This window comes from Vibrio sp. YT-15 (assembly GCF_033337445.1).
Taxonomy (GTDB): Bacteria; Pseudomonadota; Gammaproteobacteria; order Enterobacterales; family Vibrionaceae; genus Vibrio; species Vibrio alginolyticus.
Genome location: NZ_JAWOQR010000016.1, coordinates 1 through 12,041 on the forward strand (window position 1 = coordinate 1; position 12,041 = coordinate 12,041).

Genomic DNA, 12,041 nt, shown 5'->3' on the forward strand with positions numbered 1-12,041 from the left:
CGGCTCAATGAATACTGAACATTACATAAAGTAATGTTTGAATTGACTGTGCTGAATCTTTCGATTCAATGGTCACTACGTATCATTGAACCCTAATTTGAAACCGAAGTTTCTAATTGGATTATCATCAACGAGTGCCCACACAGATTGATAGGTCTATATTGTTAAAGAGCTTGCTTTGCGAGAAGTTTTTCTCTCAAAGCGGAGGTGCATTCTAGCGATTTAGTTGTTAGTGTCAAACACTTTTTTAAACTAATTTTTTGTAGAAGCTTTTTACCTCTTCGACCCTGCTGAAGCCTTGTGACGTCTGCCGTGTCGATGGATGCGCATTATAGGGAGAAGATTTTCTTTGGCAATACTAAAAATGCATTTTTTCTAAAAAAACATGCCAAATGGATACTTTCCATCCAACCCCAAAATTACCCAGAAATAACACTCAGGATTTATACAATTTACCCACAAAAAGCTGTGGATAACTACTCATCGCTATCAAAGAAATAAGAAATACGCGAACGCGGATTTAGATACTCTTTTACTTTATCCGGTAATTTTGACGGATGAATCGCGTTAACTATCTTTATATCTTTTGACGCAAGATCAATGATTGGCGCTTGCGTCCTTGGTACTGATGGATCGTAAACCAAGACATTCGGGAATAACAAATGCGATGCATTCACTGAGATAACCAGGCCGACCATATTATTAGAAAGCTGAACTACGGTACCCGGAGGAAACACGCCCATAAACTTAATTAGGATGTTCAGGTTCTCTTCTTTATATAGGTGTTTACAGTTCTTATATAAATGAGAGAGTGCGGTATAAGGAATCTTTTGGTCTGAGACTATCTGGGTATGACACAAGTTATCAAACGCATTGGCTACAGCAATAATTTGAGCAAACTCGTTGATCTCATCTCCTTTCAGGCCTTTAGGATAACCAGACCCATCTCTTAGCTCATGGTGCTGCGCGATCACAATTCTCGCGACTTCGGGAAAAGCCTCGATTTGACTCGCAAGATCGACGCCATATTTAGTGTGCAACTTTAAGTAGTTGGTTTCTGGCTCTGTTAGAGGTAGTTGCTTTCTTAATATTGCAGTCGGGATTTTTATTTTCCCGATATCATGGAATAGTGCGGAGAAGGAAAGCTCTTTCAACTGTGCTGCTGAGTACCCTTTAGCACGGCCAATCATCATCGAGATAACAGCCACGTTCAATGAGTGGAAATAAATATCTTCAAACTCATTTTTTCCGTTCATCAGATGTAACGTAACATTATCATCGCACATTAACTTCTCGACGATATCTTCAATAAGAAGCTTTGCTTCATCAACTGCTGCTGTCGGACGGTTACGGATTTTAGTCATGACTGAACGCATACGTGCCAGAGAGCGCTCAAACTCTTTTTCACACTGAATCACGCGTCGACGGTATGCACTTAACTTTTCTATGCGGTTCTGTTTTTCTTGCCACATTTTTTGAGTTTCATGATCTAACGACGCTTCATTTGTTACTCTGTCAGCTTGTCTTTGATCAACAGGGAGTGGAACGGCATCGCTTTGCTCTGGATTAAAGTAAACGAACTTTACGCCGAGGTGGCGGATCATCTCGACTTGCTCTTGGTCTTTAATCTTAAAGCTATTGAGTAGAAAGGGGTGATCGTTCCACTTTAGCGGAAGACGGATATGTAGTCCGGGTTGAATACGATCGACCGTTAGTTTAATGGCTGCCACTTATTCACTACTGATTTATATTTCTTAAGAGAGTTAGAATACTAGTAAATTTTGTGAATAAATTCATCAGTAACTATCAAAACATCAAACCGTTATTTCTAAGCGACTCACTTAATTAGATAGAAGTAAGCTACTTTAAGGAGCGATCTGCTTTGCGTATTTTAAGCTTGGCCTCGAACACTGGCTTGTCTATTACTTCTTGATCTTTGACTAGTCCCATTAACGTTTGTACCGCTACACGGGCCATGTCACTGATAGGAAAGTGCACTGCTGATACTGTAGGGTAAAGACTTTCACAAAGATCAACACTGTCAAAGCTAGTTAATGAGATTTGCTCTGGTACAGAAATACTGTGCTCGTGTAAGTACTGCATTGCGCCAACCGTCATTTCTTCACTGCACGAAAAGACAGCCGTCACATCAGGGTGTCGTTGTAAAATTGCAGCCATTGCATCATAACCACTTTGCCGACCATAATTCCCTTCTTCACACCAGCTTTCATCAATATCTATACCAGCATCCTTCATTGCATCAATATACCCAAGCTTTCTCAATACACTGTTATGACGTTGGGATGGACCGGCAATACAAGCAATCTTTCGATGAGCACCAGCTAAAAGGTGCTCAACGGCAATACGGCTTGCATGATGATGGTTAAAGGTAACACAACGCTCTTCTATTCCTTCCACGTAGCGATCCAGGAGAACGAAAGGTGTTGGCTGTTTAGCTAATTCACGTAAGTCATCATCTGACAAATAACGACTATGAAGTACATAGCCGTCACAACGTAAATCATTAAAACGCTGAATTGCCTCTTTTTCACCTTGTGCAGAATGATGGCCTTGAGCTGTAATCAAAAACTTCTTATGAATATCCAGCTCGGTCTGAACCTGCTCCATCATCTCGCCAAAGAAGCCCCCCGTATAGTAAGTCACCAATAACCCAACCATATTACTGGATGAGGTTGCGAGTGAACGAGCAATTGCACTGGGACGATAATTCAATTGCGCCATAGCTTGCTCTACTTTTTTTCGAGTTTCCTCGCGAAATTTCCCCTCTCCATTAATAATTCGAGAAACGGTAGAGCGATTTACACCGGCGAGTTCGGCTACATCTTTAATCCTTGCCATAATGCTATTGGGTCCAACTGCAATTGTTATTAAATATTCGTTTGTATAGAACGGCTGCCAGCAATTCGTAAGGTGCTATAGGGGGCGAAGCTGGCAGCCTTTAATCATACACTGACCATTTGATTGGTAGAAACAAGCTCAGAGTAATCCGTGACAGTTATACCATGATGAGCTAACTGTTCTTTTAAAATGGGAGAGGTAAGAACTTGTAACTCTAGCTCTCGCTGAAGCGCATAACCACTCTTTAAGATAAGCGCCTGATCGGCCTCTGCCGGGTGGCACATCACCTCAACCAAGTCATAGTCAGCTTTTAAGCTCAATAGATGTGCCATTAAGCCATTCAAGCTCACTTTTTGATCATAAAACTCATCAGTAAAGATATACCTGATTGTCATCGATTCTTGACACAAGCCAGTGCCCCGCAGTGGCACTCGGTATTCATTCGCTACTTCTTTAATAACGGGCAAAATTTGAGGGTGAGTATGCGCGTGATGATGGCTATCTAAGTGGCTTAGCTCTAACCCAAGCGATAAAAAATGTTCCACCTGAGCTTTTGCTTCATCATAAATGACCTGAGTTTCGAAGTCCTGCTTACTCCAAAGTTCGTCATAGTTGATAAAGTGCGCTCGGCCGTTGGTCAAGTTAGGATGCTTCGTTATAGGCACACCTGCTGTAAACCTAAGATGAACGCCAATTTTCAAGTCTGGATTATGGCGAGCTAGTTCTAAGGCATGTTGCTCAGCATCCATACCCACCATCATGGTGGTTGAATGAACCACACCTTGCTGATGAGCTTTAACGATGCCGCTATTTACACCTCTCGTTAAACCAAAATCATCAGCATTAAAAATGACTTTCATCGGCGCCCTTCCTTAGTCTTACAACGTCGTTAGTTTAAATTGAGGTAAATACGGAGCGTTCACCGCTAGGATATCATCCAGGATTGACTTGGCGCGGCCAATGTCAGGCACCAATGGGTTATTGGTTAATGCCATAAGCGCCTTGTCATAATTACCTTCGACAGCAGCTTCTATTGTTAGCTGCTCATACGCTTTAACTTGATGGAGTAATCCTTTGATATTTTTTGACAACTCGCCAACCGCAAGAGGTTTCGCCCCCCAGCTACCAATCACGGCACTACATTCAATCACAGCATCGTCAGGTAGGCCGTTGATCGCTCCATTATTTAAAACGTTAACAACATGAATACTATTACGATTGTTATAAATTGAATCAACTAGGTTCAGTGATGCATCAGAATAATAAGCACCACCCCGCTCCTCTAACTCTTTCGGCTTATGATCGAGGGTAGGATCTTGATAGAGCTTAAATAGCGCATTTTCTGTTTCCATTACCTGCTCAGCACGAGTGCCTTTTTCATCGGCACTTTGTTTCTCTTCAGCAAGCATGGCATCAGTTTGGTAGAAGTAACGATGATAAGGACATGGTATCGCCCCCAGTGCTTTTAGAAATGCCGGATCCCACGGCTCTTCCCAGATATTCTTCATACTGAAGTTGGCACCATCACCAACTTTCTCTAATACCGTTTGAGTAATATCTTCCCCATTGAGCCATGCTTTGTGTACCCACACGAGATGGTTTAACCCAGCAAACTCAAGTTGTAGCTCTTTTGGCTCGCACTCCATCATTTCTGCAATCATCATTTCCATTGAAACGGGCACATTGCATAAACCAATACTTTTTACTTTGGTGTACTTACTGACCGCTTCGGAAACTAAACCCGCTGGGTTGGTGAAATTGAGCATCCATGCGTTTGGAGCCAACTCTTCAATGTCTTTACAGATATCAAGAATGACCGGAATGGTTCGCAGTGCTTTAGCAAAACCACCAGGGCCCGTTGTTTCTTGGCCAATGACGTCGTACTTGATTGGGATTCGCTCATCGTTAGCGCGTGCAGCAAGGCCACCAACACGAAACTGCGTCATCACAAAATCCGCATCTTTTATCGCAGCACGGCGATCGAAACCGGCTTTTATCTCAATTTTTGCTCCGGCTTTATCGACCATTCGCTGAGCCAATCCTTTGATGATCTCAAGCTTCTCAGCTCCTGACTCAATGTCCACAAAATGGATTTTCTTAACGGGTAAATATTCTAAGCGCTTAATAACCCCTTCAACCAATTCCGGGGTATAGCTACTACCACCGCCAATAATGGCAAGTTTGATCGCCTCTCTAGACATTTTCATCCCCCTTTACTTGTTCGAGATTTTTTTGTTCAGTGCGACGATTTCTACAGCCATCTCTTGAGCCAAAATCGTAGTCATCAGGTGATCTTGAGCATGCACCATCACTAACGTCATCGGGACTTTCCCTTCTCCCTGATCTTCTTCAATAAGCTGAGTCTGTATTAAGTGGGCTTTATTAATGCACTCTCTTGCTTGAGAGAGCTTCTCGTCAGCCGCTTCAAAATCTTGTTCTCGAGATAAACGCAATGCCTCGTAGCTTAAACTTCTGGCTTCACCAGCATTGCAAATGATCTCCATCACAACCAATTCTTGTTCCATCATTTTCTCTCCGAAAATCGGGCCGCGGTAATTGCGGCCCATTAAGCACAGTTAAGCAGTAACGCCTTCGCCTGACGGCTGCGTGTCACCTTTAGTTTCCTTCGTCGTTGGTAGTTCTTGCTCCAACATTTGCTTCTCAAACATTTTGAAGAATGGGAAGTAGATGATTAGATCAAGAATCAATAAACCAATGACGAGCAATACTGGCGCAAAGGTCCAACCGCTACCCCACGAAGCACCTATCAGTGCCGGTGTTGTCCAAGGTGTTGTAGCGACACCCATACCCACAAAGCCGACATGCACAGCAAAATACGCAATCGTAGCGTTGATGACTGGAGCGAAGACGAACGGGATAAACAAGGTCGGGTTCATCACAACTGGGCTACCGAAGATCACTGGTTCGTTGATTTGGAAAAAGCCAGGCACCGCACTCATTCGACCAATGCTCTTAAGGTGAACAGAACGGCTAAACGACATCAGCATAACAAGAGCAAGTGTTGCACCAGAGCCGCCAATAAAGATGTAAAAATCCCAGAACGGTTGAGTAAATACGTTTGGAATCGGTTCACCTGCAACAAAGGCTTCAATGTTGGCACCAATGTTGGTCAAAAAGATTGGAGAAAGCAGTCCAACAACAATTGCAGCACCATGAATACCCGCAAACCAAAGCAGCTGGCAAAGCAATAAAGCGCCAATAATGGCAGGCAATGAGTTAGACGCACTAATTAGCGGTTTAAAGATAGCCATAACAGCATCTGGAATCAGCATGTCGTACTGGGTTTGTACGAAAAGGCTAAGTGGATATAAGGTAATGAATATCGCTAAGACTGGTAGCAATACTTCAAATGATCGCGCAATCGCCGGTGGCACCTGCTCTGGCATGCGAATCGTAATATTGTGCTTTTTCATAAAACGGTAGAGCTCCACCGAGAAAAATGCACACATCACTGCGGTGAAGATCCCGGTTCCGCCCATGTGAGACATAGACAACGCGCCATCTTTAGCTGGGGCCGCAATGAGTAAAAAAGACATTAGTGACAATACAGCACTCGTGATCCCATCCATCTTGTAAGCCTTCGCTAAACTATAAGCAACGCCCAGCGAAACAAAAATGGTCATGATCCCCATCGACATGTTGTAGGGCATCATTATGGTATCAAAATGTGTAGTGGCGAAATCGAGCCAAATTCGACCAAAAGTAAAGGTTGTATCTTCGGCAAATGGGGGGAATGCAAAAATCAAAATGAAACTACCGACAATAATAAACGGCATTGCGACAATAAAACCGTCTCTCATTGCGCGAACATGGGGCTGATTCCCCACTTTAGCTGCTATAGGGGCTATATGCTTTTCGACTGCGCCTATAATTGCGTCATAAAGCTTCATAGAATCCATCCTTATTTTAGGCAAAAGAATCCCACATCAAATATTTATATTTGACGTACAGTTATCTTTTTAATTTAAAACTATAGTTTAGTTAATTAATTCTAATGCTTGCTCTAGTACTTCTTCTCCCTTCATCATTCCATAATGCTGAGGAGAAATAGCATCAATGTTTTTACCATGCTCTTGCGCCGTTTTTCTTAGCTCTTCTAGCTGAAAACGTACTTGAGGCCCGAGAAGACAAACATCGTACTCTTTAATTACATCTTCAAACGCATTCACTGACATTGCATCAATTTTGCACTCAATTCCTTTATTTTCAGCAGCTTGCTCCATTTTCTTAACAAGCATACTGGTTGACATCCCTGCGCTACAGCATAAAAGGATCTTTTTCATAGCCTTACTCCCGTTGTGTAAATTTCAACCTGTAAAAACTGTAGCAAAAATAACCAAGACAAAAAAGCGCAACCGGTTGCATTATTCGTGAACACAATCCCAATTTAGAAAATACCACCTATTTTTTTGTAATTATTTAGATCTAGGATAAAAGTCATAAAATAATTTAAGACATCACATTAAGTTTCAAGTTATCAATATTTTACTACTGACAACGTCGTTATTAATTTCTTAAAAGGAATAGAGAATGAAATTTAATAAATTGGCTATTGCAGCGCTTGTAAGTGCCGCACTATCACAGCACTCATTTGCTCAAACCGACTCTAAAGGCACCATTTATCTAACGTTTGATGATGGACCAATCAATGCATCTATTGACGTTATTCAAGTACTTAACCAGGAAGATATCAAAGCGACGTTTTACTTTAATGCTTGGCATTTAGATGGAATTGGTGATGAGAATGAAGACCGTTCGCTAGAAGCCTTAAAGCTCGCATTAGACACTGGTCATATTGTCGCGAACCATAGTTACGATCATATGGTTCATAATTGCGTTGATGAGTTTGGACCGAACAGTGCTGCGGAGTGTAATGCGACCGGGGACCACCAGCTTAACTCGTATCAAGACCCTGTTTACGATGCCTCAATGTTTACGGAAAACTTATCTGTGTTAGCAAAGTATTTGCCGAACATTACAAGCTACCCGAACTACAAGGCAACAGAGTTTGCTAGACTGCCCTACACCAACGGTTGGCGCGTGACGAAAGACTTCAAAGCAGATGGGTTATGCGCCACGTCTGATGACCTGAAACCTTGGGAACCAGGATATGTATGCGATACATCCAACCCATCCAACAGTGTAAAAGCAGCTATCGAGGTTCAAAATATCCTAGCGAATAACGGCTATCAAACTCACGGTTGGGATGTGGACTGGGCACCTGAAAATTGGGGCATTGAAATGCCAGCAAACAGCCTTACAGAAGCAGAAGCATTTATTGGATATGTGGATTCCGCGTTAAACACTTGTGCACCAACAACGATTAACCCGATCAACTCCAAAGCTCAAGAGTTCCCATGTGGTACACCTTTACACGCCGATAAAGTTATCGTATTAACTCACGAGTTCCTATTTGAAGATGGTAAGCGTGGCATGGGTGCAACGCAAAACCTACCTAAGCTCGCTAAGTTTATACAGTTAGCAAAACAAGCGGGTTATGACTTCGACACAATGGATAACTACACACCGAACTGGCAAGTTGGTCATAACTACGACGCTGGCGATTACGTCTTACACCTAGGTACTGTATACCAGGCTGTAACAAACCATACTGCACAACAAGATTGGGTACCGTCTCCAACCTCTAGCCTCTGGACAAATGCGGACCCAGCCACTAACTGGACTCAGAATGTTTCCTATAAACAAGGTGATGTGGTCACTTATCAAGGTTTGCGTTATCTAGTTGATGTACCGCACGTGTCCCAAGCAGACTGGACTCCGAACACTCAAAATACCTTGTTCACAGCTCTATAGGCTGTTCTTACTATCACCATGTAGTAGTTTGCGCGAGGCATACCCCTCGCGCTTTTTTGTTTTGAAAATCCAGATACAACAAAGCCCCGACTTTCATCGAGGCTCTGTCTTAAAATATGGTACCTGCGAGTGACTTGACTGGCAGGCACTCCTGACGCCACCGCGAAGGCAACGCTAACTTTCTTTTGATATTTACGAACACCTAAAACGACGAAAGGCCGCTATAAAAGCGACCTTTCTAATATGGTACCGGTGGGCGGACTTGAACCGCCACGCCCGAAGGCAACGGATTTTGAATCCGTCGTGTATACCAATTTCACCACACCGGCATCTTTGGGCTATTGCCCTTTGATGGTTGGCATTATACGTAAGCTTTTGACCTGCGCAAGCAGAAATACCTTAAATAACTATCGTTTGCTGATAATTTCGCCACAAAGTGTGACAAAGCTGTACTCATAAGAAACGTACGCTCCATTTTCTACTACTCTTCCAGATGAAAATGAGTATACGAAACTCTTTTTAAGTTCTATTCACTGTAATATCAGAAACATAACCATTCCCAATGCTCGACAACGCATTATGGAGCATCTCTGCGGCATCTTCTGCTTGCATGAAGTGACTCGTGTCCATCGTATTGCCGCTTGTTTTCCAGAATTCCGTATCCATTCCACCAGGATAAACCGCGATGATTTTCATAGGTTTTCCTTTTAGCTCCAAACGAACCGACTCAATTAATCCTTTGACGGCCCATTTCACTGCACAATACGTAGACTCTTGCGCTTTAGGTTGTTGCGCGGCTGTGGACATGATCATGACCACTTTTATTGGATGATCTTTGTAACGCTTTACTAACTCTCTTAGCACATGAATCGCAGAATTCAGGTTGTTATCAATCAACTTTTGAATCTCTTCCGGCTCCTGCTCTTCCAGTAAGCCAAAATAACCACTTCCCGCACTATGAATGACCATTTCAGGGGACTGTTTCACCCCATCAAAGAGCTGTTTCACATTTTGGTGCAATGAGAGGTTGCAAGCTTGATAACCAACGTTATGAGAGAGTTGTTTTGCTAGTGCGGATAGTTTTTCTGTATTTCTTCCTATTACATACGTCTCTTTGCCTTCCGCATCATAACGCTTTGCTAGTTCCGCCCCTAAGCCGCTACTTGCACCTGTAATTACAATCATGCGCTACCTCTTTTCAATCACATACTTTTAATTCATCTATCAATTAAGGTAACAGAATCGTGGTAATTCACACCTCAAGAGCACCATTCTTTGAAGCAAGCAGCTTTCTTACTTTCGTGATGCATGAAATATCAAGCAGAACGACGGGCATTTAACCTATGCTTAAGCAAGAATAACTTTCTGAATTTTCTATCGACTTTCTAGTGAGAACTGAATAGGAGCAAAGAATGACTGGGTCAAAATGGCAGTGGCTACTGAAACAGATGACACGAAAACTGTGGGTCCGGACGTCACTCTACGCATTACTAGCTGTTGCTACCGCCTTAATGTCGATTGTTTTAAACCAGTTCATTACTCTGCCCCCTGCCATCAACGTCAGCAAGGATTTGTTGAACAACATATTAAATATCCTCGCAACCTCCATGCTTGCAGTGACTACATTCTCTCTCAATATTATGGTCTCAGCGTACAGTGCCGCTAGTGCAGGGGTAACGCCGCGAGCGACAAAACTGTTGATGGAAGACAGCACAACACAAAATGCCTTAGCAACCTTTCTTGGCTCTTTTCTATTTAGTTTGGTAGGAATTATCGCGCTAGGTATTGGGGCCTATCATCAACAAGCACAAATTTATCTATTCATCGTGACTATCGCCGTAATCGTGATGATCATACTCACTCTGCTACGTTGGATTCAGCACCTTTCCGTACTAGGAAGGGTCAGTGAAACCACTTCATACGTAGAGCAAGCCTTGTTAGATGCGATAAGAAAACGGGGTAAAGAGCGCTGGCTAGGTGCTCACCCATGGAGCCACCCAGAGCATAAGCCCAGAGGAAGTAAACCTATTTTGAGCCAAGAAATTGGCTACTTACAGCATGTTGATATGCATCACCTCGATAGTATTGCTGAAGCAAACCAATGCACCATCTACCTTGAGCGACAACCGGGAAGTTTTGTGTACGTAGGTCAACCATTGGCTTGGGTTTGTGGAGAGTTGCCAGACGAAAGCGAAGTAACGGCAGCCTTCACGATTCGAACGGAGCGTTCATATGATCAGGACCCTCGCTTTGGTTTAGTCGTTATGGCGGAAATCGCCTCACGAGCACTATCTCCGGCTGTAAATGATAATGGCACCGCGATTGACGTTCTTGGGCGTTCTGTACGAGCACTTTCATTATGGGGAGACCTACTCAGTGAGCCTCCTACCAAAACTCGATATCCTAGACTATTTGTGCCCGCATTGAGCTGCCAGGATTTGTTCGATGATGTCTTTTTGCCGATAGCACACGATGGTGCAGCGCAACTCCAAATACAGATTCGCCTACAAAAGGCCTTGCTAGCTCTCTCTAGTATGCACCCTAAGTTATTTTTGTCACCAGCAATCAAGCTGTCAGAAAAAGCTTTAGAGCTTTCGTTAAGCCAACATTATACCGAAGATGAGAAACACCAACTCTCTCAGCTATCTAATCTGGTCACAGACCAAAGAGCCAATGGTTAAGAGAATCGAATTCAGTTGAAACATATTGCTGCACGGCCTCGTGTATCATGACATGTGCTGATAACGTAGGGCAGAAAAGTCACTTAGTTTATACACAATTAAAGACTCTGTGCGTTAGGTCTCTTTTCTCTTGGTGAGGGAATCTATATTCTGACGCACAATTTTTAAGGTAAGTGATGGAATAATGACAACGTCTACAACTCTTCCACCTGCTGGTCTCTTTCGTCGACTTGCAGCGTTGATTTACGACACATTGATTATTATCGCAATTGAAATGATGGCCGCAGGTATTGTTATGGCCGTTGTGTTTGCACTAAATGCAGCAGGATTGTTGAGCTATGGCGAGTACGCTGATGCCGCAGATATGCTCGGAAAGCACCCTGTATTGAGCCCTCTATTTACACTTTATCTTGCGGGTGTGTGGATATATTTCTTTGTGTTCTTCTGGACGCGAGCAGGACAAACTCTTGGGATGCGCGCTTGGAAGCTTCGAGTTCGCAATGCCAAAGACGGAGCACCAATTACGGTAACTCAAGCTCTGATTCGTATTTCGACATCTGGCTTTGGCTTGGCAAATTTGACTGTACCGATTGATCCGAAGAAACGTGGTTTCCACGACATTTGGGCCAAAACAGAGGTTGTTGTATTACCTAAGGCAAACTAACT

11 protein-coding genes and 1 tRNA gene are annotated in these 12,041 nt (G+C 43.1%); 3 read left to right on the forward strand and 9 right to left on the reverse strand.

Translation table 11 applies throughout. From position 1 onward, the window contains the following. Nucleotides 1-476: 476 nt before the first annotated feature. The 7 genes from R7D93_RS21290 to R7D93_RS21320 all read right to left on the reverse strand — a co-directional run bounded on the left by R7D93_RS21290 (nt 477) and on the right by R7D93_RS21320 (nt 7,163). A complete protein-coding gene (locus R7D93_RS21290; protein ID WP_225497128.1) occupies nt 477-1,730 on the reverse strand; it encodes an HD-GYP domain-containing protein in 1,254 nt (417 codons plus the stop codon). A 130-nt stretch (nt 1,731-1,860) separates the two neighbouring features. Continuing rightward, nucleotides 1,861-2,859: a LacI family DNA-binding transcriptional regulator gene (locus R7D93_RS21295; RefSeq protein WP_053303320.1), complete on the reverse strand. Its 999-nt coding sequence runs from the start codon at nt 2,857-2,859 to the stop codon at nt 1,861-1,863. 104 nt (nt 2,860-2,963) lie between these two features. Continuing rightward, complete coding sequence (gene chbG / locus R7D93_RS21300; protein ID WP_225497126.1) at nt 2,964-3,719, reverse strand: chitin disaccharide deacetylase; 756 nt, start codon at nt 3,717-3,719, stop codon at nt 2,964-2,966. 18 nt (nt 3,720-3,737) lie between these two features. Beyond that, nucleotides 3,738-5,060: a 6-phospho-beta-glucosidase gene (locus tag R7D93_RS21305; protein WP_213968989.1), complete on the reverse strand. Its 1,323-nt coding sequence runs from the start codon at nt 5,058-5,060 to the stop codon at nt 3,738-3,740. Nucleotides 5,061-5,072: 12 nt separating this feature from the next. Further along, nucleotides 5,073-5,384 (reverse strand): PTS lactose/cellobiose transporter subunit IIA, encoded by a 312-nt coding sequence (locus tag R7D93_RS21310; RefSeq protein ID WP_031777269.1) that lies wholly within the window; start codon nt 5,382-5,384, stop codon nt 5,073-5,075. A gap of 51 nt (nt 5,385-5,435) precedes the next feature. Continuing rightward, entirely contained in the window at nt 5,436-6,770 is a 1,335-nt protein-coding gene (locus tag R7D93_RS21315) for a PTS sugar transporter subunit IIC (protein ID WP_005381064.1), read from the reverse strand. Between the two features lie 87 nt (nt 6,771-6,857). Beyond that, nucleotides 6,858-7,163, reverse strand: coding sequence for a PTS sugar transporter subunit IIB (locus R7D93_RS21320; RefSeq protein WP_020480920.1), 306 nt, complete (start codon nt 7,161-7,163; stop codon nt 6,858-6,860). A 247-nt stretch (nt 7,164-7,410) separates the two neighbouring features. Between R7D93_RS21320 and R7D93_RS21325 the strand changes: the two genes are divergently transcribed. Then, nucleotides 7,411-8,694 (forward strand): carbohydrate-binding protein, encoded by a 1,284-nt coding sequence (locus R7D93_RS21325; RefSeq protein WP_225497123.1) that lies wholly within the window; start codon nt 7,411-7,413, stop codon nt 8,692-8,694. Between the two features lie 244 nt (nt 8,695-8,938). Here the strand turns inward: R7D93_RS21325 and R7D93_RS21330 are convergent. Both R7D93_RS21330 and R7D93_RS21335 read right to left on the reverse strand, forming a co-directional pair. Beyond that, nucleotides 8,939-9,023, reverse strand: a tRNA-Leu gene (locus R7D93_RS21330). A gap of 190 nt (nt 9,024-9,213) precedes the next feature. After that, nucleotides 9,214-9,879 (reverse strand): SDR family NAD(P)-dependent oxidoreductase, encoded by a 666-nt coding sequence (locus R7D93_RS21335; protein ID WP_213886858.1) that lies wholly within the window; start codon nt 9,877-9,879, stop codon nt 9,214-9,216. 227 nt (nt 9,880-10,106) lie between these two features. On the opposite strand from R7D93_RS21335, the gene R7D93_RS21340 reads away from it, so the two are divergent. Continuing rightward, the gene (locus R7D93_RS21340) at nt 10,107-11,375 is read left to right on the forward strand and encodes a DUF2254 domain-containing protein (protein WP_017636178.1); all 1,269 of its coding nucleotides are present in this window, start codon (nt 10,107-10,109) and stop codon (nt 11,373-11,375) included. Nucleotides 11,376-11,559: 184 nt separating this feature from the next. Further along, a complete protein-coding gene (locus R7D93_RS21345; RefSeq protein ID WP_005381070.1) occupies nt 11,560-12,039 on the forward strand; it encodes an RDD family protein in 480 nt (159 codons plus the stop codon). Nucleotides 12,040-12,041 lie beyond the last annotated feature (2 nt).